General features: G+C 73.3%; 23 protein-coding genes, 1 tRNA gene and 1 pseudogene. 12 read left to right on the top strand and 13 right to left on the bottom strand.

Features of this window, described 5'->3' with window-relative positions; translation table 11 throughout:
- Positions 1–472 precede the first annotated feature (472 nt).
- Complete coding sequence (gene proP, locus ACVV2G_RS00635; RefSeq protein ID WP_453840548.1) at positions 473–1909, top strand: glycine betaine/L-proline transporter ProP; 1437 nt, start codon at positions 473–475, stop codon at positions 1907–1909.
- A gap of 138 nt (positions 1910–2047) precedes the next feature.
- Here proP and ACVV2G_RS00630 read toward each other — a convergent pair whose 3' ends face one another.
- The 3 genes from ACVV2G_RS00630 to ACVV2G_RS00620 all read right to left on the bottom strand — a co-directional run bounded on the left by ACVV2G_RS00630 (position 2048) and on the right by ACVV2G_RS00620 (position 4043).
- Positions 2048–2440 carry a hypothetical protein gene (locus ACVV2G_RS00630; protein ID WP_453840547.1) on the bottom strand — a complete coding sequence of 131 codons (393 nt, stop codon included), beginning with the start codon at positions 2438–2440 and terminating at the stop codon, positions 2048–2050.
- A gap of 386 nt (positions 2441–2826) precedes the next feature.
- Positions 2827–3366 (bottom strand): hypothetical protein, encoded by a 540-nt coding sequence (locus tag ACVV2G_RS00625; RefSeq protein WP_453840546.1) that lies wholly within the window; start codon positions 3364–3366, stop codon positions 2827–2829.
- A 5-nt stretch (positions 3367–3371) separates the two neighbouring features.
- Complete coding sequence (locus ACVV2G_RS00620) at positions 3372–4043, bottom strand: hypothetical protein (RefSeq protein WP_453840545.1); 672 nt, start codon at positions 4041–4043, stop codon at positions 3372–3374.
- A gap of 166 nt (positions 4044–4209) precedes the next feature.
- On the opposite strand from ACVV2G_RS00620, the pseudogene ACVV2G_RS00615 reads away from it, so the two are divergent.
- A pseudogene (locus ACVV2G_RS00615) lies at positions 4210–4449 on the top strand (GNAT family N-acetyltransferase); the annotation flags it as partial.
- Here ACVV2G_RS00615 and ACVV2G_RS00610 read toward each other — a convergent pair.
- Positions 4403–6463, bottom strand: a complete 2061-nt coding sequence (locus ACVV2G_RS00610; RefSeq protein WP_453840972.1) for a DHA2 family efflux MFS transporter permease subunit — start codon at positions 6461–6463, stop codon at positions 4403–4405. The pseudogene ACVV2G_RS00615 and the gene ACVV2G_RS00610 overlap by 47 nt on opposite strands.
- A gap of 801 nt (positions 6464–7264) precedes the next feature.
- Here ACVV2G_RS00610 and ACVV2G_RS00605 point away from each other — a divergent pair.
- Entirely contained in the window at positions 7265–8248 is a 984-nt protein-coding gene (locus ACVV2G_RS00605; protein ID WP_453840544.1) for a peptidoglycan-binding domain-containing protein, read from the top strand.
- Between the two features lie 246 nt (positions 8249–8494).
- Here ACVV2G_RS00605 and ACVV2G_RS00600 read toward each other — a convergent pair whose 3' ends face one another.
- Positions 8495–9160 (bottom strand): HAD-IA family hydrolase, encoded by a 666-nt coding sequence (locus ACVV2G_RS00600; RefSeq protein ID WP_453840543.1) that lies wholly within the window; start codon positions 9158–9160, stop codon positions 8495–8497.
- Positions 9161–9350: 190 nt separating this feature from the next.
- Positions 9351–9932 (bottom strand): TMEM165/GDT1 family protein, encoded by a 582-nt coding sequence (locus tag ACVV2G_RS00595; protein ID WP_453840542.1) that lies wholly within the window; start codon positions 9930–9932, stop codon positions 9351–9353.
- A gap of 422 nt (positions 9933–10354) precedes the next feature.
- Between ACVV2G_RS00595 and ACVV2G_RS00590 the strand changes: the two genes are divergently transcribed.
- The 4 genes from ACVV2G_RS00590 (at position 10355) to ACVV2G_RS00575 (ending at position 14496) form a co-directional block, all read left to right on the top strand.
- The gene (locus ACVV2G_RS00590) at positions 10355–10999 is read left to right on the top strand and encodes an HNH endonuclease family protein (protein WP_453840541.1); all 645 of its coding nucleotides are present in this window, start codon (positions 10355–10357) and stop codon (positions 10997–10999) included.
- Positions 11000–11087: 88 nt separating this feature from the next.
- Positions 11088–12722 carry an alkaline phosphatase D family protein gene (locus ACVV2G_RS00585; RefSeq protein ID WP_453840540.1) on the top strand — a complete coding sequence of 545 codons (1635 nt, stop codon included), beginning with the start codon at positions 11088–11090 and terminating at the stop codon, positions 12720–12722.
- Between the two features lie 372 nt (positions 12723–13094).
- Positions 13095–13550, top strand: coding sequence for a DoxX family protein (locus ACVV2G_RS00580; protein ID WP_453840539.1), 456 nt, complete (start codon positions 13095–13097; stop codon positions 13548–13550).
- Between the two features lie 319 nt (positions 13551–13869).
- Positions 13870–14496, top strand: coding sequence for a DedA family protein (locus ACVV2G_RS00575; protein ID WP_453840538.1), 627 nt, complete (start codon positions 13870–13872; stop codon positions 14494–14496).
- Between the two features lie 295 nt (positions 14497–14791).
- On the opposite strand, the gene ACVV2G_RS00570 is transcribed toward ACVV2G_RS00575, so the two are convergent.
- Complete coding sequence (locus ACVV2G_RS00570; protein WP_453840537.1) at positions 14792–15025, bottom strand: DUF2277 domain-containing protein; 234 nt, start codon at positions 15023–15025, stop codon at positions 14792–14794.
- Positions 15026–15029: 4 nt separating this feature from the next.
- On the bottom strand, positions 15030–15563 hold the full coding sequence (locus ACVV2G_RS00565) for a GNAT family N-acetyltransferase (RefSeq protein WP_453840536.1): 534 nt from the start codon (positions 15561–15563) through the stop codon (positions 15030–15032).
- A 115-nt stretch (positions 15564–15678) separates the two neighbouring features.
- Between ACVV2G_RS00565 and ACVV2G_RS00560 the strand changes: the two genes are divergently transcribed.
- Positions 15679–16035 (top strand): hypothetical protein, encoded by a 357-nt coding sequence (locus ACVV2G_RS00560; protein ID WP_453840535.1) that lies wholly within the window; start codon positions 15679–15681, stop codon positions 16033–16035.
- Positions 16036–16129: 94 nt separating this feature from the next.
- Here the strand turns inward: ACVV2G_RS00560 and ACVV2G_RS00555 are convergent.
- Positions 16130–16201 (bottom strand) — tRNA-Val (locus ACVV2G_RS00555).
- A gap of 234 nt (positions 16202–16435) precedes the next feature.
- Here ACVV2G_RS00555 and ACVV2G_RS00550 point away from each other — a divergent pair.
- The 3 genes from ACVV2G_RS00550 (at position 16436) to ACVV2G_RS00540 (ending at position 19017) form a co-directional block, all read left to right on the top strand.
- Positions 16436–17206: a DUF4097 family beta strand repeat-containing protein gene (locus ACVV2G_RS00550; protein ID WP_453840534.1), complete on the top strand. Its 771-nt coding sequence runs from the start codon at positions 16436–16438 to the stop codon at positions 17204–17206.
- A gap of 71 nt (positions 17207–17277) precedes the next feature.
- On the top strand, positions 17278–18705 hold the full coding sequence (locus ACVV2G_RS00545) for a coiled-coil domain-containing protein (protein ID WP_453840533.1): 1428 nt from the start codon (positions 17278–17280) through the stop codon (positions 18703–18705).
- A 90-nt stretch (positions 18706–18795) separates the two neighbouring features.
- Complete coding sequence (locus tag ACVV2G_RS00540; RefSeq protein WP_453840532.1) at positions 18796–19017, top strand: FmdB family zinc ribbon protein; 222 nt, start codon at positions 18796–18798, stop codon at positions 19015–19017.
- A 69-nt stretch (positions 19018–19086) separates the two neighbouring features.
- Here ACVV2G_RS00540 and ACVV2G_RS00535 read toward each other — a convergent pair whose 3' ends face one another.
- Positions 19087–19731, bottom strand: coding sequence for a response regulator transcription factor (locus tag ACVV2G_RS00535; RefSeq protein WP_453840531.1), 645 nt, complete (start codon positions 19729–19731; stop codon positions 19087–19089).
- Positions 19722–20864 (bottom strand): sensor histidine kinase, encoded by a 1143-nt coding sequence (locus ACVV2G_RS00530; protein ID WP_453840530.1) that lies wholly within the window; start codon positions 20862–20864, stop codon positions 19722–19724. The genes ACVV2G_RS00535 and ACVV2G_RS00530 overlap by 10 nt, the downstream gene beginning before the upstream one ends.
- Before the next feature lie 132 nt (positions 20865–20996).
- On the opposite strand from ACVV2G_RS00530, the gene ACVV2G_RS00525 reads away from it, so the two are divergent.
- Positions 20997–21854: a DedA family protein gene (locus tag ACVV2G_RS00525; protein WP_453840529.1), complete on the top strand. Its 858-nt coding sequence runs from the start codon at positions 20997–20999 to the stop codon at positions 21852–21854.
- Here ACVV2G_RS00525 and ACVV2G_RS00520 read toward each other — a convergent pair.
- Both ACVV2G_RS00520 and ACVV2G_RS00515 read right to left on the bottom strand, forming a co-directional pair.
- Positions 21772–22584: an HAD family hydrolase gene (locus tag ACVV2G_RS00520; protein ID WP_453840528.1), complete on the bottom strand. Its 813-nt coding sequence runs from the start codon at positions 22582–22584 to the stop codon at positions 21772–21774. The two genes, ACVV2G_RS00525 and ACVV2G_RS00520, sit on opposite strands and share 83 nt — an antisense overlap.
- Positions 22584–25166, bottom strand: coding sequence for a phosphoribosyltransferase (locus tag ACVV2G_RS00515; RefSeq protein ID WP_453840971.1), 2583 nt, complete (start codon positions 25164–25166; stop codon positions 22584–22586). Before ACVV2G_RS00515 ends, ACVV2G_RS00520 begins: the two co-directional genes overlap by 1 nt.
- Positions 25167–25179: the final 13 nt, after the last annotated feature.

Genomic DNA, 25179 nt, shown 5'->3' with positions numbered 1-25179 from the left:
CGCGGTGTGTTGTCCTTGCGAACCCTATGAGGCTCGCACCGCCCCCGGAGGAAGACGCAGGCAACCCCCGCCCCACCTGACCGCCGCCCGCTCTTCGGCCCCGCTTTCTCTGCGGTCCTCCGGCCGTTCGTCCGGCCGTTCATCCGGGCGGCGACCTGCGACGGCCTGTGGCGGCCCCCCGGACGCGCCCTGGGGCAGGTCCTGTGGAGGGTCCCGTGGAGGGTCCTGTGGAAGCGACAAGGATCACAGGTCATGCGGGAGAAGAGCGCGCCCCGGCGCACGGATGTGCCTGCGTGCACGCCTTTTCGATGCAGTGTGCAATGAAAAGCGTACCGGGCGTAAACGGCACATCAACGCCTATGGTCGCTTTTCAGCCCGTGGCCGAGTGCCGCGGGTTCTTTCCGGCCCGGCGACAGCGCCGCCGTGCGGGTCCTGGCATCCCCGTCCCCGTCGAAAGTAGGCGAGCGAAGTCTTGTCGGCTGCCCCCGTCGCCGCTCATCCGTCCCGCACGAACCCGCCGCCGGCACCGCCCCCGGCCCCTTCGTCCGGGTCCGGCTCCGCGTCCGGGCCCGGGTCCAATGCCACCGTGACCGACCCCGCGCTCGTCAGGCGCGCCGTGAAGGCGGCGGCGCTCGGTAACGCGATGGAGTGGTTCGACTTCGGCGTCTACAGCTACATCGCCGTGACACTCGGCAAGGTCTTCTTCCCGTCGGGCAGCCCGACCGCCCAGCTCCTCGCCACGTTCGGCGCCTTCGCGGCGGCGTTCCTGGTCCGGCCGCTCGGCGGCCTGGTCTTCGGCCCGCTCGGTGACCGGGTGGGGCGGCAGAAGATACTCGCCCTCACGATGATCATGATGGCCGCGGGCACGTTCGCCATCGGACTGATTCCCTCGTACGCGACGATCGGCGTCTGGGCACCGGTGCTGCTGCTGGTCGCGCGGCTGGTGCAGGGGTTCTCCACCGGGGGCGAGTACGCGGGCGCGTCCACCTTCATCGCCGAGTACGCGCCGGACAAGCGGCGCGGATTCCTGGGGAGCTGGCTGGAGTTCGGCACGCTGGCCGGGTACATCGGCGGTGCGGGGCTGGTGACGCTGATGACGGCCCTGCTGTCCGACGGCGACCTGCTGTCGTGGGGCTGGCGCGTCCCGTTCCTGATCGCGGGGCCGATGGGCATCGTCGGGCTGTACCTGCGGATGCGGCTGGAGGAGACGCCGGCGTTCACGGCCGAGGCGGGAAAGGCGGAGGCGGACCGGCCCAAGGTGCCGCTGCGGGAGATGGTCACCGGCCAGTGGAAGGCCCTGCTCCTCTGCGTCGGCCTGGTGCTGGTCTTCAACGTCACCGACTACATGCTGCTGTCGTACATGCCCAGCTACCTGACGAGCGAGCTGGAGTACGACGAGACGCACGGACTGCTGGTCGTGCTGGCCGTGATGGTGCTGATGATGGCCGTCCAGCCGTTCGCCGGCGCGCTGACCGACCGGGTCGGGCGGCGGCCGGTGATCGCCGCGGGCTGCGCGGGCTTCCTGTTCCTGTCCGTCCCGGCGCTGCTGCTGATCCGCGACGGCAGCCTGCTCGCGGTGGGGCTCGGCATGGCCGCGCTGGGCCTGCTGCTGGTCTGCTTCACGGCGTCGATGCCGTCCGCGCTGCCGGCGCTGTTCCCGACGCGGGTGCGGTACGGGTCGCTGTCGATCGGCTTCAACGTGTCCGTGTCCCTGTTCGGCGGGACGACGCCGCTGGTGGTGACGGCGCTCATCGGGGCGACGGGCGACATGATGATGCCCGCCTACTACATGATGGCCGCGGCCGTGGTCGGCGGCGTGGCGGTGTGGTTCATGTCGGAGTCGGCCGGGCGCCCGCTGCCCGGTTCGGCCCCGGCGGTCGAGGGGCGCCGGCCGGAGGCCGCCGGCTGAAGGACGCCGACTGGAGGGCGCCGGTCGGGGGAAACGCCCGAAAGACGCCGGTCGAGAGGCGCTACCCGGAAAGCACCGGTCGAGGGCGCGATCCCGCCGCCGGAGCCTGCCCCGAGCCCGGCCCAGACCGCGCGCGGTCTACGCCTCGTGGTAGAAGCCGACGTTGACACTGCGCGGCTCCGCGCGGTCCTGGACGACGATCTCGCCGCTGCCGCCCCTCGGCAGCCACACGGTGTCGCCGTAGCCCACGGCCTGCGCGTACCCGCCGACGGTGAGCCGGACCTCCGAGGAGGGGTCCTGCTGCGAACCCCGCAGCCAGGTCAGCTGCCACGTGCCGTCGGCACCGCACCGGAACTCCAGGTGCACCCGGGAGACGAACAGCCAGTCGTCCGGCGTCGAGAGCCGGCACGCGGACTTGTCCCGGCCCACCCGCAGCACCGCGCCCGGCTCGCTGGGCGCCTCGGCCATCTGCATACCGGCCGTGGCACCCGCGTCCGCCGCGGTGACGGCGGCCATGGTGAGTTCGAGCACGTGCGCTCCTTCGCAGACCTCAAGACGTCCGTACGTCCGTCCTTGGCGTGTCGCCGCCGCATGATAAATCGTCCGGTGGTGCGGTGTCCGGCACTAAGCGAAGCCGAGCCCGGGGAGGGCCGGCCGGCGGATCGGCGACGCGGACGCGCGCACCGGGCCCGCCGGTTGCCCGACGCACGGGCAGCCCTCTCCCGAGCGCGGTCGACAGCACCTGCGACGGACCGCGCGGTGGGGCAAGCGGACGACGGCCCGCGAGGGCTTCTCCGTACTGCCCCCGGCCGTGTTCACGCCGCCGCCCGGCCCCCCGCCGGGTCTGAGGCCCTACGACGTCGAAGAGGCCGTACGGCAGGGGCGGGAGCGCCGGGCGGAGCGGTGACGCCCGCGCGTCACACGTGCATCAGGCGGTCCGCCAGCTCGCGGTAGTCCCGCAGGGCGAGGCGGAGCTGTTCGGTGTCGGTGCTCGTCGCGTGGTCGTCCCCGCCGGCGTCGTGCCAGGAGGTGCGCAGGGTCCGGCGGCGGTGCGTGACGGCCTCCGTGAAGCGGGCGGTGATCTCCTCCAGGACGCGGTCGGCCTCCTCCACGGAGGCGCGCGGCGCGTCGACGAAGCCGGCCACCGCGTGCTGGAGACGCTGCCCGAACTTGTCCAGTTCGTCGTGCGGGAGAAGCGCGCCGCCCTCGTGCGCGGACCGGGCGGCGGTGCCCTCCGGGCCGTCGGGCCGCAGACCCGGGGTGGTCTCGTCGCGGGTGCCCGCTCCGCGGTCGGCGCGGGCCCCGGGAACCGGGGTCGCCCCACGCGGCGGGGTGCTGGTGCCCAGGGCCGTCCCGCCCCGCGCGTCACCGGTCCGCCCGTCTCGCTCGACGGGTATGCCGTCGGTCCGGCCGTCACGCTCGCCGGGGATGCCGTCGTGCCGGGTCACATCGGACATGTTTCTCAGCTCTCCTTCGGCTGGCGCTTGCTGAACGACCAGGAGTGGTGCGCGCGGGTGGCCGGCGCGCGGCCGTCGTCATCGGCTCCGGCGCGCTGCCGGCCGCCGTCGTGGCGGGAGGACGAGTGGACCAGGTCCTCGAACAGCGCGCGGGCCGCGACCATGGACTCGCGCATCTCCTCCGTACCCGCGCCGCTGTCCTGCGCGCCGTCCACCCGCGCGTGCGTCACACGGTGCACGCGCCGGTAGCCGTCGACATGGTGGGCGTGGTGCACGGACAGCGCCGCGAGCTGCTCCTCGTACTGCCCGCCGTCCGGGAAGCCCCGGGCGCCGGCCACCTCTGCGAGCAGCTGGTCCGCCTCGGCGACCGCCTCGCGCGGGGAGTCGACGAAGCGCTCCTGGGCCGCGGTCCAGCGCGCCTCGAAACGCTCGCGCTCGGCGGGCTCCAGCGGCCTCTCGTGCAGCGAACCGTGCCGTTCCACACGCTCGGCGAGCTCGCGCTCGGCGGCCTTGGTGTCACCGTCGTGCCGGGCCACGGCCCGGTCGTACTCGGGCCCGAAGCGCCGCTTCAGGCTTCCGCCGTGCTGGGGGCCCCGTGCGCGCAGGGCCAGTACGGCCGCGACGACGAGCACGGCCGCCACGATCACGATCAAAGCGATGATCACGCCTGTGGACATGAGTGCCTTCCGGGTTCTCGGCCCTTACCGGCTCTCCGAACGGGCCGGTTCGCTGTTCGTGTTGCCTTCAACTGCCCGCTCAAACAGCGCACGGGAGGCGCCGGCGGCGCGTCGGTGGGAAAATACGCTTGCGCCGCGGGCCGGTCCCGCCCCGACCATGCCGGTCATGACCTGGACCGTCGCCGCCGAACCGTTCGGCTCCCCCGTGGCCGCCGCCCTGTGGCGGGCCTACTACACGGAGGTCAGCGACCGCTGGTACCTGCTGCACGAGGGGCGGCCCACCGACCCCGTCGGGCTGGAGCGGGAGATCGCCGCGCACTCCGGCACCGCCCGCCCGCGCGGGCGGGCGTACGGTCGGCTCAGCCGGCCTCCGCGGTCGGGCGCCGGTCGTGCGGGCGCTCGCGTTCCGAGCCGCAGAGTTCGCCGGTCAGCTCCTTCACCAGGTGCACCAGGTCGGTCGGGCGGTCCGGGCCCCACCAGTCGCCGAGCAGTTCGGCCAGGGAATCCTCCCGGGCCCGCGCCAACCGCTCCGCGACCTCGCGCCCCCGGTCGGTGAGGACCAGGTCGGGGCCCACCCGGGCGGCCAGGTGCCGCTCCTCCACCTGGCGGGCGGCGGCCATGACGGCGGCCAGGGGGACGGGGCTGCGCTCGGCGAGGAGGGCCGGCTCGACCCGGCCGTACCTCCTGACCCGCAGCAGCATCCAGCTCGACGCCGGCAGCAGGTCGTACCCCGCCCGGCTGGTGATCCCGCGGTAGATCTCCCGGCGGCCCTCCCGGGTGCCGAGCACCGACAGCGCACGGCACACCTCGTCGTGCGAGGAGCGTTCCACCGGGTTGCTGGCGAGGGTCTGCGTGCCGTCCGGTGCCGTGACCGAGCCGCGCAGCCGGTCCTCCTTCAGGAACCAGGCCAGTACGAAGCCGAGCAGGGCGACGGGGGCGGCGTACAGGAAGACGTCGGTAATGGCGGTGGCGTAGGCCTGCAGCGCCTCGGGGCGCAGCGCCGGGGGCAGGGCGCCGATGCCGCGCGGGTCGGCCTTCAGGCCGTCCACGGTGACGCCGGGCGGGAGCACGGTGCCCCGGAAGGCGCCCGTCAGCTCGCTGCCGAGGCGGGACGCGAAGATCGTGCCGAAGACCGCGACGCCGAAGGACGCGCCGATGGAGCGGAAGAAGGTCGCACCGGAGGTGGCGACGCCCAGGTCCTCGTACGGCACGGCGTTCTGCACGATGAGGACGAGGACCTGCATCACCAGACCGAGCCCCAGGCCGAAGACGAGGAAGTAGGCGCTCATCTCGGCGGTCGCGCTGTTCTCGTCGAGCTGGTGCAGCAGGAGCAGGCCGAGGGCGGTGACGGCGGTGCCCGCGACCGGGAACACCTTCCAGCGGCCGGTGCGGCTGACGATCTGCCCGGACACGGTGGAGGACAGCAGCAGGCCGATCACCATCGGCAGCATGTGCACACCGGACATGGTCGGGGTGACACCCTGCACCACCTGGAGGAACGTCGGCAGATAGGTCATCGCCCCGAACATCGCGAAACCGACGACGAAACTGATGACGGCGGAGAGCGTGAAGGTGCGGACGCGGAAGAGCTTGAGGGGCAGGACCGGCTCGGCCGCCCTGCGCTCCACGGCCACGAAGGCGGCGGTCAGGACGGCTCCCAGCACCGCCAGGCCGATGATCTGCGGCGACGCCCAGGCCCAGGTCGTGCCGCCGAGCGAGGCCACCAGCACCAGGCAGGTGGCGACGGAGGCGATGAGGAGGGTGCCGAGGTAGTCGATGACGTGCCGGGTGGTACGGCGCGGGATGTGCAGGACCGCAGCGATCACGGCGAGCGCGACGAGGCCGACGGGCAGGTTGATGTAGAAGACCCAGCGCCAGCTCAGGTGCTCGGTGAAGACCCCGCCGAGCAGCGGCCCGAGGACACTGGTCGCGCCGAACACCGCGCCGAACAGCCCCTGGTAGCGGCCGCGTTCACGAGGGGAGACCAGGTCGCCGACGATCGCCATCGACAGCACCATCAGTCCGCCGCCGCCCAGCCCCTGCAGGGCCCGGAACGCGATCAGCTCCGGCATGCTCTGCGCGACGCCGCACAGCGCGGACCCGACCAGGAAGATCACGATCGCCGCCTGGAACAGCTTCTTCCGCCCGTACTGGTCGCCGAGTTTGCCCCACAGCGGCGTCGCGGCGGTCGCGGCCAGCAGGTACGCGGTGACCACCCAGGACAGATGCTCCAGTCCGCCCAGGTCGCTGACGATGGTGGGCAGGGCCGTCGACACGATGGTCTGGTCGAGGGCGGCGAGCAGCATGCCGAGGAGCAGGGCTCCGATCGAGACGAGAACACCGCTGGAGACCTGCTCCCGCCCCTCCCCCTGCTCCCCGGGCCGCACCGGGTCCGTCACCTCGCGCACATCTCCGGCCATGAAGACCTCCAGAAACATCTCGCTGTGTCCCGGTGTCCCGGTGTTTCACGGGAGCCGGCACGCACCTTCCCTCCTGGTCGGTGTGACCGGCCTGGGTCGGATCAGTCCTGCGGAATCCAGTATTCCGGGGGGCGTGCGCGCGGGCACGCGGAGAAGATCTGCATAATCTCTGGAGTTCGCGAGGGGAGTCGCGAGGGGAGGGACGAACGCGTGGAACAGCAGAAAGAGCCGCCGCAGGGGCCGCGGGAGCCGGCCACGGGCCACTCGTGCCCGGAGTGCGGAACGCCCAGGAAGGCGGACAACACACCTTCCTGCGCCTGTGGATCGCGGGCGTCCGACGCCCTGCGCGAAGCACGCACGGCCCAGGCGGCCGCCGCGGAGGACTTCGACCCACTGCGCATACGGCCGTACGTGGAGCTGAACGGCCCCGGGGGGACGCCGGACACCGGGGGGACGCCGGACGCCGGGGGCGGTAGGTCTGGGGCCGGAGAGCCGGGGACTGGATCGGCGCCGGCTGGAGCGCCTGGGGCTGGAGCGCCCGGGACGGGAGAGTCCGGGGCCGCAGAACCCGTGGGCGGAGGTCACGCGACCGAAGGTCCGGCAGCCGCCGGAGGACCCGTGGGCGGAGGACCCGTGGGCGGAGGCCCCGTGGGCGGAGGACCCGGGGGCGGAGGTCACGCGGCCGAAGGTCCCGTAGCCGCCGGAGGACCCGTGGGCGGAGGCCCCGGGGCGGAGCGCCCCTCGTCACAGGCCGGGGCGGCCGCACCGGCGACGCCCCCGAACGGGACGCGGACCGCCGGGATGGAGACACCCGCGTCCGCGCCCCCTCCGCCCGGCGCGCCCGCCGCCCCGGCACCGGCGTCCGCGGCACGCCCCGTTCCGCCCGGCACGGCGCCCTCGCCGGACCCGGACGCCACCATGACGCTGCGCGCCGTCGGCGCCGGACCACCCGGCGCGGGCACGGACGCGACCTCCGTACTGCCCACCCCGCTGGCGCCCTCGGCCGATGTGCCCAGCGCACACGACCTGCGCCTGTTCGAGCCCTCGGCCACCAGGGCCGTCCCGCCCGCCGCCCTCTCCGGACCGGCGGGACGCGGTACACGGGGCGGCACAGGTAACTCCGGCGGCACAGGCGGACCCGGAGGGCGTCCGCCGCGCAGGCCGCGTCGGGGCGTAGTGCTCAGTGCCGTCGGAGCGGTCGTGGTCGTGGTGGGAGCCGCCGGGTTCGCGAGCGGGCTGTTCTCGTACGAGACGCCCTCGCGGGACGGGGCGCTGCTCGACGAAGTCCGGGCCAGTGTGCCGGCCCCGTCGGCCAGCGAGGCGTCCACGGCCTCCGAGCCCAGCCCCACGGCCACCCCGCAGGCGTCCGCGTCCGCGTCCCCGTCCCCCTCCGCCTCCGCGTCCCCCGGCGCAAGCCCGTCGGCGTCGCCGTCCCCGTCGGCATCGAGTGCCTCCCCCACGCCGTCCCGGTCGGCCGAGCCGACGCAGACCACGGCGACGACCACGCCGGCCGCCGACCCGGCACAGGAGCCCGAGGACGACGGCCGGGACCGCGACCGCGGCTCCACGCTGGACCGCGGCGACAGCGGCCCCGAGGTCGCCGAACTCCAGCAGCGCCTGACCCAGGTGTATCTCTACACGGGCGAGATCAACGGCACCTACACCCAGCAGGTCGAGGACTCGGTCCGCACCTACCAGTGGTCGCGCGGCATCCGTTCCGACCAGCTCGGCGTCTACGGCAACAGCACCCGGCGCCAACTGGAGTCGGAGACGCGGGAGCCGTAGCCACCGGCCACGCGGAAGGCACGGGAGCCGTGGTCACCGGCCACGCGAAGAATGAGGAGCCGTGGCCGCCGGCCACACGAGAAAAAGCAGGGGCCGTAGCCACCGGCCGCACACATAGAAACAGGACGGGAGCCGGAGCCCCCTGTCCCGTGAAAGCGCAGGCAGCGGCCACGAAGCCGTAACCGCCGCCGCACCGGGACCGCGGGGACGCCCGCGGCAGGCGACGTCGGACGGCGGTAGACGGCGTCAGCCGACGTGCAGCCGCAGCGCCCCGCCCGCGCCGGCCTCCACCCGCACCCGTGTCAGGTCCTCCACCACCACGTCCGGCCCGTGGAGACCGGCGCGCGGGCCGACCCCGACGACCCGCATCCCGGCGGCGCGGGCGGCGGCGATGCCGGCGCCGGAGTCCTCGAAGGCGATGCAGTCCGCGGGGTCGACGCCCAGTTCGGCGGCGCCCTTGAGGAAGCCCTCGGGGTCGGGCTTGCTGGCGCCGACCGACTCCGCGGTGACCCGGACGTCCGGCCGTGCGAGCCCGGCGGCGGCCATCCGCGCCGTGGACAGCGGCACGTCCGCCGAGGTCACCAGGGCGTGCGGCAGCCCGTGCAGCGAGGCGAGGAACTCCGCCGCGCCGGGGATCGCGACGACGCCCTCGGTGTCGGCGGTCTCCTCGGCGAGCATGCGCGCGTTGTCGGCGTGATTCTGCTCCATGGGCCGGTCCGGCAGCAGCAGCGCCATCGAGGCGTAGCCCTGCCGGCCGTGCACGACCTTCATGACCTCGTCGCCGTCCAGTCCGTGCCGGTCGGCCCAGCGCCGCCAGACGCGCTCCACGGCGGCGTCCGAGTTGACGAGGGTGCCGTCCATGTCCAGGAGCAGGGCACGTGCGGTGAGAACGGTGGTGGCGGTGGCCGACATCGGCAGACTCCAAGGCGCGCGGGAGGAAACAAGGTGGCCCCGCCCGCCGGTCAGGGAGAACAGGCGGGAACCACTTTGTTCATCCACGGTACAAAACGGAGCGGGCATCGCGCCACCGCCCCGCCCGAACGTTCACCCACCGTTCGCCGCGCACGCCACCCGCCCCGCACGCCGGCCCGCGGGCCGGCGCTCAGCCGGTGACGGCCTCCCACAGGCTCCACACGCCGAGACCCAGCATGAGCAGCGCCGCGAACTTCGTGATCAGCGCCAGCGGCACCCGCTTCATCAGGGCCTTTCCGCCGACGATGCCGAGCCCGGCCACCGCCCACAGCGCGAGCACGGCGCCGAGGCCGACGGAGAGCGGGTCGTCGTAGCGGGCCGCGAGGTTCGCCGTCATGATCTGCGTGAGGTCACCGAACTCGGCGACCAGGATGAGCATGAAGCCCGCCCCGGAGACCTTCCAGAAGGACTGGTCCTCCGGCTTGCGGATCTCCTCGTCCTCGTCGCCCTTCTTCATCAGCAGCACGGCGGCGCCGCCGAGGAACAGCACTCCGGTCAGGGCGTGCACGATCTGCTGCGGCAGCAGGGTCAGCACACTGCCGGCCGCCACCGCGAGCACGACGTGCAGCGCGAACGCGGCGGCCACGCCGGCGAAGACGTACGAGGCCCGGTAGCGGGTGCCCAGGACGAGGCCGGCGAGCGCGGTCTTGTCCGGCAGTTCGGCGAGGAAGACGACGCCGAACACGACGGCCGTCACGGTCAGGCTGATCAAGAGGTCCTCTATCGGTCGGGGCCGCCCCGCCGAGAGTGCTGGTCCTGCGCTGCGGACACCTCGGCACGGCAGCACACGGTCGCCCCCGCCGTACGGCACGGGCGTGCACTGCTTGCCGAAGGTCTCGCTGGCCGGCCCCGCGTGCGAGGCCTGCCTCCGGGCGCCGGCTCAGACGAGCTGAGCAGTATGTCGACGGTCCGGCGAAGAGCTACTCCCCTTCTGCGCCGTCCATAGTACGCGACCCCGCGGACGGGGCCGAGGGGCGAAGGTCCCGGGGCGCTCCGTCACGAGTCGCGTCACATCCGTAGACGTGCCATGCACACGTCATTAACTTCTTACCGACCGCACACCTGTGCGCCATGCGGCGTCGCGAGCATTCCCCTGCCCGCGTCCCAAAACCCTCAGGACTCAAGGGAGTTCGCATGCCGAAGTTCTACGCGCGTCGACGGCTCGGTTTCCTCGCCGCGTTCACCGGACTCATAGCCTCCGCCGGGCTCCTCAACGGCCCGGCCGCCTCCGCCGCCCTCCCCACCCCGGTCAGCGCCGCCACCGCCCGCGGCTACCTCGCCTCCCTCACCGTCAAGGCCGAGAGCCGCACCGGGTACAACCGCGATCTCTTCCCGCACTGGATCACGCAGTCCGGCACCTGCAACACCCGCGAGACCGTCCTCAAGCGCGACGGCTCGGGCGTCGTCACCGACTCCTCCTGCGCCTCCACCAGCGGCAGTTGGTACTCCCCCTACGACGGTGCCACCTGGTCCGCCGCCTCGGACGTCGACATCGACCACCTCGTCCCGCTCGCCGAGGCCTGGGACTCGGGTGCCGGCTCCTGGACCACCTCCCGGCGCCAGTCCTTCGCCAACGACCTGACCCGCCCCCAGCTCCTCGCGGTCACCGACAACGTCAACCAGGCCAAGGGCGACCAGGACCCGGCCACCTGGATGCCCTCGCGCACGGCCTACCGCTGCACATACGTCCGTGCCTGGGTACAGGTGAAGTACTACTACGACCTCTCGGTCGACAGCGCCGAGAAGTCCGCCCTGCAGAGCCAGCTCGCGAACTGCTGACGCCCCGTCCACCACGCGATCGGCGCGGAGCCTCCCCCTCGGCCTCCGTCGTTCCGTACCGTTCGGGGCGACGGAGGAGAGGACCACCATGGCCGGACTGTGCCTGGGACCACTGCTGAGGTACACCGACGGTTCGTGCGCGACCGTCTGGGTCGAGACGAACCAGCCCTGCACCGCCGAGGTCCGCTGCGCCGACGGCGCCCGGGGCACGGCCCGCACCTTCCGCATCGCCGGCCACCACTACGCCCTGGTCCCGGTGAGCGGCCTGACACCGGGCACGGCGACGGAGTACGAGGTGTTCCTCGACGACACGCGCGTGTGGCCGCTGCCCGACTCGGACTTCCCGCCCTCGGTGATCGCCACGTCACCGGTGGACCGGGGCCTGCGCGTCACCTTCGGCTCCTGCCGCTGGGCCGCGCCCCCGGCCGGCGAGAAGGACCCGGTGGGCCCGGACGCGCTCGACACCCTGTCCGCCCGCATCGCCGCCGACCCGCAGGGCGCGCGGCCCGACGTCCTGCTGCTGCTCGGCGACCAGGTCTACGCCGACGAGGTCTCCGACGCCACGCGCCAGTGGATCGCCGCCCGCCGCAGCCTTGAGGAGCCTCCGGGCGACCAGATCGCGGACTACGAGGAGTACACCCGCCTCTACTACGAGTCCTGGCTCGACCCCGCGGTGCGCTGGCTGCTGTCCACCGTGCCCAGCTGCATGATCTTCGACGACCACGACGTCATCGACGACTGGAACACCTCCGCCGCCTGGCTCGACGACATGCGGGCCACGGACTGGTGGCGCGACCGGCTGCTGAGCGGGCTGATGTCCTACTGGGTGTACCAGCAGCTCGGCAACCTGTCCCCCGACGAACTGGCCGCCGACCCCCTCTACGCGGCCGTCCGCGAGAGCCCCGACGGCACCGACGCCCTGCGCGAGTTCGCCGCGCGGGCCGACGCCGAACCGACCACCGTCCGCTGGAGCTACCGGCGCGACTTCGGCCGCGTCCGGCTGGTGATGGTGGACTCCCGCGCGGCCCGCGTCCTGGAGGAGGACAACCGCACGATGCTCGACCCGGGCGAGGCCGCCTGGCTGCGCGAGCAGGTCATGGACGAACGGGACTCCTACGACCATCTCCTCATCGGCACCTCCCTGCCCTGGCTGCTCCCCCACCTGGTGCACGACGTGGAGGCCTGGAACGCGGCGATGTGCGGCGGCGAACGGGGTGCGCGCTGGGCCCGGCGCGGCGAGAAGATCAGGCGCGGGGCCGACCTGGAGCACTGGTCGGCCTTCCCGTCCTCCTTCGACGCCCTCGCGGACCTGCTCGCCGAGGTGGGCACGGGGCCGGGGGCGCCCGCGACCGTGAGCGTACTGTCGGGCGACGTGCACCACGCCTACGTGGCCGAGCCGTCCTGGCCGGGGCGCACGCCCGACGCCCGGGTGGTGCAGCTGACCTGCTCCCCCGTGCACAACTCGGTGCCGCTCTCGATCCGCCTCGGCTTCCGCTTCGGCTGGAGCGCCCCGGCACGTGCCCTCGGCCGGCGCATCGCCCGCCACGGACGCTGCGCGCCGCCCGCGGTCGGCTGGCGCAAGACCGGCGGCCCCTGGTTCGGCAACCAGATCATGACGCTGACGCTGCGGGCGCGCTCGGCCCGGCTGCGGCTGGAACAGGCCCGGACGGAAGGCGGCGGGACGACCGGACTGCGGGTGATCACGGAGCGGGAGCTGACGTAGGCGCCGACGCGGGGCGGGGGCGGGGTGAGCGGGCGCGGGGTGGGGGCAGAGACGGGCAGGCGCGCGGCAAGCAGGGGCGGGAGCCGGTCGGGGAGGCGGGGGCGGAGACGGGCAGGCGCGCGGCGGGCAGGGGCGGGAGCCGGTCGGGGCGGCGCCGGGTAGGAAACAAGTCATGCCGGCAGGCCCCGCCTCATGCGTGGGAGCGCTCCCACCTGTGGTACCGACCACCACGGGGGCCTGACTGCACGTCACGCCATGGCCTAATGTTGAACTTGCAAGTACTCATTAGGCTCACCTAACGTGGGCAGCCCACTCGGTTCCGTCCCCCACCGGCCTCCCCAACGCCGGCCCGACCGAAGGAGCACCCCCCACATGTCCGGACGCCTCGACAGCGCCCAGCCCTATGCCCTCGGCCTGTTCCGCATAGTCGTCGGCCTGCTCTTCGCCTGCCACGGCGCCGCCTCCCTCTTCGGCGTGCTCGGCGGTGCGTCCGGCACCGGCGGCACGATCGACGCCGGCACCTGGCCGGGCTGGTACGCGGCCGTCATCCAGCTGGTCGGCGGCGGTCTCGTACTGCTCGGCCTCGGCACCCGCGCCGCCGCGATCGTCTCCTCGGGTTCCATGGCCTACGCCTACTTCAAGGTCCACCAGCCGGGCGCCCTGTGGCCGATGGAGAACGGCGGCGAGGCCTCGGCCATGTTCTGCTGGGCCTTCCTGCTGCTGGCCTTCACCGGCTCCGGCGCCTTCGGCCTGGACCGGCTGCTCGCCCGGCGCGCGTCCGGGCAGGGGCAGACCGCCACCGAACGCCAGACACCGGTCGCGGTCTGAACCGTCCCCCGGAGCCGCGCCCCGGTCGCGGTCTGATCCGACCCCCGGCCGGGACCCGATCCGAACCGGAGCGCGTCCCAACCGGAGCGCGTCCCAGCCGGGGCCCGACCGTTCGAGTACCTCCCCGAGCGGCGCCCTGCGGAGCGTTCACCCGGGAGGCGGACTCCCTCCCGGGTGAACACCTCGTGGCGAGGACCCGAGCCCCCTGTGAACCGTCTGTCACACGCCCGGCGTACGCTGTATGGCTGTCATCGGTCGCTCCTGCCGTCCCCGCGTCTCGCGGCATGGCCCGGCCCACGGGGGATCAACGGGAGTTGTGGTGGTCGAGAGTCTCGGAAGTATCGGTTCGCTGGTCAGCAGCCCATGGATCTATGCGCTGGTGGCCGTCTCCGTACTCCTCGACATCTTTCTGCCGGTCCTGCCGAGCGGTGTCCTGGTGATCGCGGCGGCCGCGGGGTCGGGCGCGGCGGCCGCGGGGCGGGTCCCGCAGGACGTCCCCGACATCCTGGTCCTGACGCTGTGCGCGGCGACCGCCTCGGTCCTCGGCGACCTGGCGGTCTACCGCCTCGCCTGGCGGGGCGGTCCGCGCCTGGACCGCGCGATCGCCCGTTCCCGCCGGCTGGCCTCGGCGCAGGAACGTCTCGGCGGGGCGCTCGCCCGCGGGGGCGGCGCCCTTGTCGTACTGGCCCGGTTCGCCCCGGCCGGGCGCTCGGTGGTCTCGCTCGTCGCCGGCACCGCCCACCGCAGGATCCGCGAGTTCCTTCCCTGGTCGGCCCTCGCCGGACTGGCCTGGGCCGCCTACAGTGTCGCCCTCGGCTACTTCGGCGGCCAGTGGCTGGGCGCGACCTGGCTGGCGGCGGGGGTGTCGCTGGCCGCCCTCTTCGGCGCGGGGGCGGGGGCCGCGTACCTGATGCGCCGCCAGCCTCGGACCACGAAGGCCTCGTAGCGGGCGGGCTGAGCGCTCGGCCTGTCGAGGCCCTCCCGTGCCCGCCGTGCCCGCCGTGCCCGCGGGTCCTCACGGCCCGGCGTCGGCGGGGTCGGCCCGGCGTCCGGCGCGCCCCCACCGCGGCCGGCGCACCCCCGGCGCCCGGCGAGCCCGCAGCGTCCGGCGCACCGCAGCATCCACCGGCGGCGCCTGCCGACTCCCGGCCGCCCGCTGGTGCACAGCCGCGTGGGACGCACCTGAGGTCAGGCACGTGTGGTCACCGCACGCAGAGGGTCACGCGCGTGGGAACGGGGTGTCACGAAGCCCGCCGGGCGCCGGCGGCTCCCCTCACCTCCAGGCCGTCCAGCAGTGCGGCCGTGGCCGCGGTGACGGCCTCCACCGCCTGCTCGAAGACCTCCCGGTTGTGCGCGGCCGGCGCACGGAACCCGGAGACCTTGCGCACGTACTGCAGGGCGGCGGCCCTGATCTCGTCCTCGGTGGCCTCCTCGGCCAGCACGGGCGGGCGCAGTGTCCTGATGCTGCGGCACATGACGTCAGTCTCCCTTGTCCAGGTCCACCCGCCAGTCGTTCGATCTGATCCGGTGGCCCTTCGGATACTCGAAGTCGGCCTGTCCGAGCAGGGTGAAGCCGGCCCTGCGGCAGACCGCGTTGGAGGCGGCGTGGCCGACGCCCGGGAACGCGTGCAGATACCGGTGCGGGCCGGCCGCACGAGCGACGTCCACCACCGCGCGGGCCGCCCTCGCGGCCAGCCCGCGCCTCCGGGACTCCGGCAGCATCGCCCATCCGGCCTCCCAGACCTCCGCGCCCCGCCAGACCCGCCGCCGGTGTCCGATCGACCCGACGGTCTCGCCGCCGTCCACCCGTGCCACCCGGTACATCCGCCCCGCCCGCAACTCGGTGTACCTCCGGTGCCGGCCGAGGAGCCGCTCCTCGCTCTCCGGTCCGCCCAGGTGCGCCGTCATCTCCGGGCTGTTCGTCCTGCGCAACAGCCACAGGTCCCCCTCCGCCCAGGGGACCAGGCACACCCGCTCCGCGTTGCTCCCGGTCCGCCCGTCCACGCCGTCCATGCTCTTCACGGTAGGTCAGGGGTCTGACAGTCGGCGTCGTTCACGGAGGCCACCCTTTCGTGTGAACCACTGACGGAACGCGCGCCCCGAAATCGAACAGGCGTATCATTAGAGCGTGGCTACGACCTATGACTTCCCCAGTGACCTCCTCGCCGGTCAGGAGGAACTGCATCAGGTCAGGGCCGAGCTGTCGGCCCTGCTGAAGAGGCTTCCCTGGTCCGTCGAGCCACTCGACGGTTTCAGCGACGACAACGGCTGGCGCAAGGTCGAGCGCCCGGCTTCCCCCGGCTGGTCGGCGGACGAGCAGGCCGAGATGGAGAAGCTCCGGCGGCGCGAGCGTGAACTCGCCGTGTTCGTCAGCACCCACCGCTACTGGTCGCAGATCACCGGCCCCGACCGGGTGGACGCCCGCTCGGAGCTGAAGCGCGCGCACGAGATCCCACCCCGGCAGACCCCGGCCGCGGACGCCTGAGGCATCGGCCCGGGAGGGCCGGGCGGGGGCACGCGAAAGGCCCCCGGAAGCTCTCCGGAGGCCTTCTCACCGACGGCACCAGCGTCGGTCCCGGTGGGCGCGGACGGTTTCGAACCGCCGACATCCTGCTTGTAAGGCAGGCGCTCTACCCCTGAGCTACGCACCCAGGACGAGTCGACAGCCTACATGGCCCGGGGCACTGCCCCGCAAACACGTCGGCCCCGGTTCCGGCCCCCGGTTGCCCGTCCGGGGGTTAACCCCACCCTCGATCCGGTAGTGGCCCGGATCCCCGCGCGAGCCCGTGCTCCGTACGGTCGAAGAGCCTCGTCGAGAAGGGCCCCTCGCTCCGCAAGGGCCTTCGGCGCGGCGCCCGCGCCGTCCGTCCCAGGGGGAGATCATCATGGCCGCCCGTACCGTTCCTGCTCGCGCGTTCGCCGTCCTCGGTGCCGTCGCCGTTCTCGTCACGGGACTCGGCGCGTGCGCCTCCGCCGGCGACGACGAGGACCCCGAACACCGGTCCTTCCCCCTCCAGGGCCGCACGCTCACCGTCGACGCGGACGACTCCGCCCTGGAGATCGTCGCCTCGGACGACCACGCGGTGGGGAAGATCCGGGTCACCCGGTGGTTCTCCGGGTCGGTCGCCGTCGGTTCGGACCCCGAGGTGACCTGGACCATGGACGACGACCGGCTGGTGCTGCGGATGCACTGTTCCGGCGTGGTCGCCGACTGCGCGGCCGAACACCGCGTCGAGGTGCCGCGCGGCATCGCCGTCAAGGTGAAGACCGACGACGGCAGCGTGCGGGCGCGGGGCCTGCGGCAAGCACTGGACGTGCGTACGGCGGACGGGTCCGTACGCGTCAGCGACTCCACCGGGCCGCTGGAGATGCACAGCGACGACGGATCGCTGCGGGCGGACGTCTCCTCCCGCCGGGTGAACGCGTCCACCAAGGACGGCTCGGTCCGCCTCGGCCTGGAGGTCGTCCCCGACCGGGTGGAGACCCGAAGCGACGACGGTTCCGTGACCGTCGCCCTGCCCCCGGCCACGTACAAGGTGTCCGCCGAGAGCGACGACGGATCGGTCGACGTGTGCGTGCCCCGGGACGACGCCAGCTCCCACGTGGTGACCGCGCGGACCCAGGACGGCAAAGTCACGGTCCGAACCGCGAACTGACCGGCCCGTGTGTTCGTCCCTACCGGGTGGGAGAATGGACCCGGGCAGGACGGACGACACGGGAGAGGGATGTGACGGCGACACCATCGCAGCCGTACTCGCCGATGGTGCCGCGCGCCCAGCGCCCGCCGCACCACTCCCACCGACGCCGTACATCCGCCCCTCCACACCGTGCGCCGGGCGCCGTCCGTGACGCGCTCACCCTCGTGGGGCTGCCGCTCCTCGCGGCGCTCGCGCTGCCCGCCGCGTTCGCCGGGGGCGGCACCCGGCGGTGGTTCGGCGGACGGGCCGAGAACCAGCGGGCCGAGGCACAGGCCGCGAAGGACGACGCGGCGGCCGCCTTCTACGAGCTGGACACCGCGCAGCGGGACCTGCGGATCTCGATAGAGACGATCGCGGCCGTCGACGCCTCCCCCGCCGCCCGACGGGCGGTCACCGACTTCGAGGCACTCGGCCGTCGCATCGACGAGGTCAGCCACCAGTACATCAACGCCGTCGACGCCCATGACCTGGACCGCGACGACCTGGAGGCGTCCACCGCCTCCCGCGCCCGCGGCGAACTGACCGCCGCGAAGGAAGAGCTCGGCCGGGTCAAGCAGGAACTGGACCGCTACGCCGACAGCCTCGGCCCCCTGCTCGGCAAGGCCGAGACCCAACTGGCCCGGCTGGCACCCGCCGTGGAACGCGCCCGGCAGGTCCTGCTCGCCGCCTCCAACGCCCTGGACGCCGCCCGGGGCTCGGGCCTGAGCGCGGACGACCTCGCCGCCCGCCTCGCCGCCCTCGGCCCGGAACTGACCCGGCTGAACCAGGGCGCCGGACAGCACGGCGTGCCCCAGACCCTCGAACGGGCCGAACGGGTCACCCGAGAGGCGGAATCCGTCCGTGCCGAGGCCGAACGGCTGCCCGAACGCGCTGCCGAGATCGACCGCCGGCTGGTCTCCCTGCGCACCCGCGCGCAAGCCCTGACCACCCGGACCGAGCAGGTCGAGCCGGTGTTGAGCGAGCTGCGGCGCAGATTCACCGCCGCCTGCTGGCAGGACCTCCAGCACGTGCCGGACCAGGCCGTCGAGTCGGTCCGGCAGGCCGAGCAGAAACTGGCCGAGGCCCGGACCGCCCGCGACGAACAGCGCTGGCCCGACGCCACCGCCCGGCTCTCCACCGTACGGGCACTGCTGAACTCCACCGACGAGGCCGTCTCCGCCGCCGGCGACCGGCTGCGGCAGCTGAACGCGGTGCAGAAGGACCCCGAGCAGGAGATCGAACGCACCCGCTTCGCGATCCGCGACGCCCAGCGCCTGGCCATGGCGGGCCGCAACACCCCCGATCCCCGGCACGCGCGCCCGCTGGACGACGCCGTGGCCCGGCTGGAACGGGCGATCACCACACTGGAGGGCCGCCACCCCGACTACTGGCACTTCCTGACGGAGACCGAAGCGGTCCGGCAGACGGTGGCCGGCGTGGTCACCCGGATCCGGGAGGAACGCGGGGCCGGTCACTGACCACCCGGCGGCTGCCGATGACCGGGGTCCGCAACTGCCGGTTCCCCTCACCACGGCCCGCTGCCTGGTGGGGCCGGTTAATCTGTGCGCATGCCTCGTTACGAGTACCGCTGCCGGAGCTGCGGCGACACCTTCGAACTGAGCCGTCCCATGGCCGAGTCCTCCGCCCCCGCCGCCTGCCCGGCGGGCCACGCCGACACGGTGAAGCTGCTGTCGACGGTCGCGGTCGGCGGCTCGGCCTCCGGGCCCGCGCCCGCCCCTGCGCCGTCGAGCGGCGGAGGCGGCTGCTGCGGCGGAGGCTGTTGCGGCTGATCCCGCCCCGCGGACGAAGGCGACGGGGCCCCGGCACCGGTCCGAAGGCGCCGCACCGCTCAGCGTTGCTCAGCTGCCCAGGTAGCGCAGCACCGCCAGCACTCTGCGTGAATACCCCTCCCCTCCGGCCAGCTCCAGCTTGTCGAAGATCGCGTTGGTGTGTTTCTCCACCGCGCTCTGCGAAATGTGCAGTCGCCGCGCGATCGCCGCGTTGGTGTGCCCCTGCGCCATCTCGGCCAGCACGTCCCGTTCCCGCACGGTGAGCCGGGCGAGCAGATCGGTGTGGGTCGTACGGCCGAGCAGCTGACGGACGACCTCCGGATCGAAGGCGGCCCGTCCGGCGGCCACCCGCTCCAGTGCGTCCAGGAACTCGTCGATCTGGACCACCCGGTCCTTGAGCAGATAACCCACTCCTTCCGTCTCACCGGTCAGCAGTTCCGTCGCGTACCGCTTCTCGACGTATTGCGAGAGCACCAGCACCCCGACCGCCGGCCAGCGCTCGCGTATCTGCAGGGCCGCGCGCAGTCCCTCGTCCGTGTGCGTGGGCGGCATCCTGACATCGGCGACGACCACGTCCGGCGGGTCCTCGGTGACCGCCCGCAGCAGCAACTCGGCGTTGCCGACGGCCGCGAGCACCTCGTGTCCTTCCTCCGTCAACAGCCGCACGAGTCCCTCCCGCAGCAGGGTCGAGTCCTCGGCCAGGATCACCCGCACGGCAGTTCCGCGGCCACGAGGGTCGGCCCGCCCGGTGGGCTGACCACGCTGAGGCTGCCGTCCAGGGCGGCCACCCGCCGGGCGAGTCCGAACAGCCCGCTGCCGGTGGCGTTCGCCCCGCCGCAGCCGTCGTCCTGGACGCTCACGTACATCCGTTTCTCCTCCGCTCTGACGGCGACGCTTATCCGCGTCGGCGCCGCGTGCTTGACCGCGTTCGTGACGGCTTCGCAGACGACGAAGTACGCGACGGTGGCCACGGCCTGCCCGGGCTCTTCGTCCACGTCGTACTCCACTCCCACCGGCACGGACGCCCGCTCGGCGACCGTCTCCAGGGCCGCGCGCAGCCCCGCCTCGTCCAACGTGGTCGGATAGATCCGCCAGGCCACCTCGCGCAGCTCGTCCAGGGCACGGCGGCTCTCGTCGTGCGCCTGGCCGAGCAGCCGGTCGCGCCGGCCGGCGTCCTGGCTGCGGCGGGCGCGGCCGAGGAGCATACCGAGGGCGACGAGACGCTGCTGCACACCGTCGTGCAGGTCCCGCTCGATACGGCGCCGCTCGTCGTTGACCGCGTCGACCACGGCGGCCCGGCTGGCGGACAGCTCGGCGATCCGCCGCTCCAGCTCCTCCTGGTGGCGCGGCCCGAGGAAGTGCCGCGCCAGCTGCCCCTCGAGTCCCACCACACCGAATATTCCCTGCACGGCGAGGAACACGAGGAAGAAGCCGCCGAGACTGCCGAGGACCAGCGAACCGGGGTCGCGTATGCCGTCCAGCAGGAGCCAGCCGTACAGCCCGAAGGAGCCGTATCCGAGGCCGATCGCGGCCGTGAGCATCACCACGCCGCCCAGAGCGCCGAGAGCCCAGTGGCAGGCCATGTACCGCAGCGCCCGCACCTCCTCGTACACGGGCGTGACCCGGAGGTCCAGCCACATCCCCAACCGGGCCCGCTCGAGCTCCGCCAGTGCCCGGGCGCCCGCGAGGACCGGGCGCAGTACGGCACGACGTCCGGCCGGCCAGGCCGCCACCGGCAGCAGGGCCGCTCCGGCCAGAAGGGCGAAGAGCAGCTCGACGGCGGCCGCGGCGGTGCCCATGATCAGGCCCACCCCGCACCGCCCCACTCGTCGCGCCATGACTCGCATGATCGCGAGGCTAGCCGGGTGCGAGGGCGGCGCACACTGCGGAAAACCGCAATTCCCGCCTGCGGTACACCGCAGGCGATCTTGCGGACTTCCTCAGGCTCCCTTCAGCTGCGATTTTCTAGCGTGGTCGTCATGACAGCCATCGCAGTGCAGACGGCCGCGGGCAGCGGTGCGGCACCGGAGTGGATCAACGAGCTCATGGACAAGCTCGGCGCACCGGGCGCCGGTCTCGCCATCGCTCTGGAAAATCTCTTCCCTCCCCTGCCGAGCGAAGTGATCCTGCCGCTCGCCGGCTTCGCGGCCGGCTCCGGCCGGATGAACCTGATCGCCGTCCTGCTGTGGACGACCGCGGGTTCGGTGATCGGCGCGCTCGCGCTGTACGGGGTCGGCGCGATGCTCGGCCGGGACCGCACGGTGGCGATAGCGGAGAAACTGCCGCTGGTGAAGGTGTCGGACATAGAGAAGACGGAGGCGTGGTTCCTGAAACACGGGACCAAGGCCGTGTTCTTCGGCCGGATGATTCCGGTCTTCCGCAGTCTGATCTCCGTGCCGGCCGGGGTGGAGCGGATGCGGCTGCCCGTCTTCCTCGCCCTGACCACGCTGGGCAGCGCGATCTGGAACACCGTGTTCGTGCTCGCGGGCTACACCCTGGGGGACAACTGGTCCCGGGTGTCGGGCATCGCCTCCACCTACTCGAAGGTGATCCTCGCGATCGCGGCCCTGGCCCTGCTGGTCTTCATCGGCAGGCGTCTGCTGCGGCCGGGAGCCGGCAGCCGAAGGCGTGGCGGCCGCGGACGCGAGCGAGCACGGGACAACAGAGCACAGGACAACGGAGAGGACATACGGCCTCCGGCCGACGACGACCGCCCCGGCACCGGGGACGGCGCCGGGGAGCCGGACGGCGGGATCAGCGAGCCGGGCTCGACGCGCGCAGGAACTCCCGAAGGATCCGCTCACCGGCCAGCACACCGCGCTCGGGCAAGGCGCTGATCGCCGGGGCCGTCCAGTCGGAGTCGGCCAGCTCCCCGTGGCCGGGGCGCCAGCCCCGGTCGGCGACGAGCAGCAGGTCGGCGTCGAGGAGGGAGTCGCCGGCGGCGAGGGTGAGGTCGGCGCCGGTGCGACGGGCGACCTCGCGCACGGCGGCGCTCTTGGTGAGCGGTTTCGGAACGGCGTAGATCTTGCGGCCCTGGAGGGACACCGTCCAGCCGCGGTTCTCGGCCCACACGGCGAGTTCCTTCACCCACTCCTCGGGCAGCAGTTCACGCTCGACGACGAGATAGGCGAAAAGATCCTCGGCGATCCGGTGCTTGCGCACCCACAGCGGGTCCGCGGTGCTCATCAGGTGGTCGCGGACCTCGGCCAGCGAGGCGCATTCGTCGGCCAGCCGAGCGGTCACCCGCGCGTGCCAGTCGGGGTCGGAGACGCCGTCCACCAGCAGATGCCCGCCGTTGGCGCAGATCGCGTACGTCGACGGAGGGCCGGGGAGGTTGATGCGCTGGTACTGCGCGCGGGTCCGGGTGGTGGTCGGCACGAAGACCGCCGTGTCACCGAGGTCGGCCAGCAGTTGGGCTGCCGTCTCCGTCATGTACGACAGGGGCTTGCTCTCGTAGACCTCCACGCACAGCAGCCGCGGCGCCCGCAGGTCGGGCATGGTCAGTCCCAGGGCGGCGGCGGAGTAGATGAGCGTGCGGTCGAGGTCGCTCGCGACGAGCACCGGCATCAGAGCGCCACCGCCCTGCCGTCGGCGCCCGTGGCGCCCCGCGTGTACCGGGGGTGGATCAGCCCCACACAGGTGTAGGGGAGGCCGGCGACCTCCTCGACGGGTACGCCCCGTTGTTCGGCCAGCAGGCGCACGTGGTCCAGGTCGGCGCCCGCGCCGGCTCGCGCGAGTACCTTCCACGGCACGCGGCGCAGCATCACGCGGGTGGTCTCGCCGACGCCGGGCTTGACGAGGTTGACGTCGTGGATGCCGTACTCCTCACTGATGCGCTCGACGGCGGCCCAGCCCTCCCAGGTGGGGGCGCGGTCGGCGGAGAGGAGGTCCTTGACCTGGGCGTCGACCGTGTCGGTGATGTCCGGGAAGCGTGCGGAGACGGCGTCGAGGAAGGCCGTCGACAGGTCGGCGCCGGCGAGTTCGCGGTAGAACTTCGCACCGTGGAAGTCGTGCGCGCCGACCAGGTCGGCGCGGAGCACGGTGCGCGACACCAGACCGGAGACGGTGGAGTTGAGGCACGCGGACGGGATGAGGAAGTCGTCGCGGGTGCCGTAGGTGCGTACGCAGGAACCGGGGTCGGCCAGCACGGCGATCTCGGGGTGGAAGCCGGTGATGCCGTCGGACACCTCGAAGTCGCGCAGGGCGGCGGCGAGTTCGCGGGTGATGGCGCCCTTGCCGGTCCAGCCGTCGACGAAGACGACATCGGCGGGGTCGTGACGGCCGGCCAGCCAGCGCAGGGCGTTGGCGTCGATGCCGCGGCCACGGACGATCGACACGGCGTAGTGAGGGAGATCGAGACCATGACGGAACTGCGCCCAACGGCGCATCAGGACCCCGACGGGCGTGCCCGCGCGGGCGAGGGAGACCAGCACGGGGCGGGGCGACCGTTCGGTGAGCACGATCTCGGTGACGGCTCCGACGGCGCGGGCGAGCCGGGCGGCGGACGTCGCCAGCGCGGCGTGGAACAGCTCCTGGTACTGCTCGCTGGGCTGGTACTCCACGGGCAGCGATTCCGCGTAGTGCGCGCCGCCGCTCTGGATCGCCTCCTCGCGCTCCTCGGTCGGCGCCTCCAGCGTCACGCCCGAGAGATCCTGGAGCAGCCACCCGACCTCGTCGGGCGCGTACGAGGAGAAGTCGGGGCCGCGCAGGGGCTCGGGCAGCATGGAGGGCCTTTCGGGGGCGTGCGGGGACCGCGGGAGGTACGACGGGACGACCGCGAGCAGGACGTGCGGGACGTGACCGGCGAGCCGGGCCAGCAGTCCGTCGGGCGCGTGCAACGCGGGTGTGTCGGCGGTCGAGTCGACGACCGCGACCACGGCGTCGAAGCCGGCGCCCGCGACGTTGTAGGCGTAGCGCTCTCCGGGGCCGTCGGCCGGGTCGTCGTGGGCGGGGAAGACCAGGCGGGTGCGTATCGCGTAGCCGGGGTCGTCGACCGCGAGGACGGGAGAGCGGGTGGTGGTGGAGTAGCGCACGTCGGCGCCGAGGGTCTGTTCCAGCGCGTGGGCCAGGCGCAGCGGGGCGTACATCAGCTCCTCGAAGCCGAGGACGAGCACGCGGCGGGCCCCCGTGGGAAGCGCCTCGGCGATCCGCCCGGCCATGCCGGGGAGGGCGCTCTCCAGCCGGTCCCGCTGGGCGGCCGTGAACCCGTGCCGTCCCCCGTCGGGGACTCCCTCGGGCCAGCACAGGTCGACACGCCCGACCCCACCTCCGCTTCCGCTTCCGCCTCCGGCACCCGCACCCGCACCCGCACCCGCACCCGCACCAGCACCAGCACCAGCACCAGCACCAGCACCAGCCTCGGCACGCGCACCGGTGTCGGCGGCCGGGCGTTCCCCGCCCGGCCGCCCGGCGGGGGGCGTTTCGTGGAGCGCGACCAGTTCCTGTCCCTTCTCGAGTACGCCGTCCGGCAGCCGGACCGTGCCCGAGGCAGCCGTCACCAGGTCCACGCGGGCGCCGATCTCGCGGGCGAAGTGCTCCAGCCGGCCGGCGTCGGCGGGCGAGCGCATGTCGACCAGGGCCACCACGACGTACCGCCCGCGGGGATAGCGCTCGTGCAGGGCACGCACGGTGTTGAGCACCGTGTTCCCGGTGGAGAACTCGTCGTCGACGAGGACCAGCGGCCCGTCGCCGGCCAGCAGCGCCGGGTCCTCGGGCAGCAGGAGGTGCGAGGTCGCGTGCGAGTGGGACTCCTCGAAGCCGCCCGCCCGGGCGACGCCGGTGACCGGGCGGCGGGTGGAGTGCAGGTACGGGGCGGGACCGAGGCCGTCGGCGACCGAGTGGCCGAGGCCGGTGGCGGTCTCCGCGTAGCCGAGGACGACCGCGTTACCGGCGGCCTCGGCACCGAGCAGGTCACGGACGCGCCGGCCGAGGGCGACGCCGTGGCCGTACACCACGGAGGGCGTCTGCGGGACGTGCTTGCCGAGCACGTTCGAGACGAGCAGGTGCGCCCGCCTGGGGTTGCGGCGCAGGGCGAGTCCCAGCAGACCGGTCAGCGCGTCGTCGCCGGCGAGTTCGACGCCGAGCCGCTCGGCGACCCAGCTCCCGGACCACACGTCGGCCCGCCCTTCGGCGCGCGCCCTCTCCGTCATGTACTCGTGCCTC

The organism is Streptomyces sp. JK94, assembly GCF_053613315.1.
Note: the sequence above shows the minus strand (reverse complement) of the source record. Positions and strands in the feature narration are given on the sequence as shown.

Coding starts and splice junctions, on each gene's coding strand:
- ACVV2G_RS00565 (WP_453840536.1), bottom strand. CDS start 15,563: ATGGACGGCGTGGACGGGCGGACCGGGAGCAACGCGGAGCGGGTGTGC.
- ACVV2G_RS00620 (WP_453840545.1), bottom strand. CDS start 4,043: ATGTCCACAGGCGTGATCATCGCTTTGATCGTGATCGTGGCGGCCGTG.
- ACVV2G_RS00520 (WP_453840528.1), bottom strand. CDS start 22,584: ATGCCGGTGCTCGTCGCGAGCGACCTCGACCGCACGCTCATCTACTCC.
- ACVV2G_RS00625 (WP_453840546.1), bottom strand. CDS start 3,366: ATGTCCGATGTGACCCGGCACGACGGCATCCCCGGCGAGCGTGACGGC.
- ACVV2G_RS00590 (WP_453840541.1), top strand. CDS start 10,355: ATGCCGAAGTTCTACGCGCGTCGACGGCTCGGTTTCCTCGCCGCGTTC.
- ACVV2G_RS00530 (WP_453840530.1), bottom strand. CDS start 20,864: ATGCGAGTCATGGCGCGACGAGTGGGGCGGTGCGGGGTGGGCCTGATC.
- ACVV2G_RS00525 (WP_453840529.1), top strand. CDS start 20,997: ATGACAGCCATCGCAGTGCAGACGGCCGCGGGCAGCGGTGCGGCACCG.
- ACVV2G_RS00550 (WP_453840534.1), top strand. CDS start 16,436: ATGGCCGCCCGTACCGTTCCTGCTCGCGCGTTCGCCGTCCTCGGTGCC.
- ACVV2G_RS00610 (WP_453840972.1), bottom strand. CDS start 6,463: ATGGCCGGAGATGTGCGCGAGGTGACGGACCCGGTGCGGCCCGGGGAG.
- ACVV2G_RS00540 (WP_453840532.1), top strand. CDS start 18,796: ATGCCTCGTTACGAGTACCGCTGCCGGAGCTGCGGCGACACCTTCGAA.
- ACVV2G_RS00585 (WP_453840540.1), top strand. CDS start 11,088: ATGGCCGGACTGTGCCTGGGACCACTGCTGAGGTACACCGACGGTTCG.
- ACVV2G_RS00570 (WP_453840537.1), bottom strand. CDS start 15,025: ATGTGCCGCAGCATCAGGACACTGCGCCCGCCCGTGCTGGCCGAGGAG.
- ACVV2G_RS00600 (WP_453840543.1), bottom strand. CDS start 9,160: ATGTCGGCCACCGCCACCACCGTTCTCACCGCACGTGCCCTGCTCCTG.
- ACVV2G_RS00580 (WP_453840539.1), top strand. CDS start 13,095: ATGTCCGGACGCCTCGACAGCGCCCAGCCCTATGCCCTCGGCCTGTTC.
- ACVV2G_RS00605 (WP_453840544.1), top strand. CDS start 7,265: ATGGAGACACCCGCGTCCGCGCCCCCTCCGCCCGGCGCGCCCGCCGCC.
- ACVV2G_RS00515 (WP_453840971.1), bottom strand. CDS start 25,166: ATGACGGAGAGGGCGCGCGCCGAAGGGCGGGCCGACGTGTGGTCCGGG.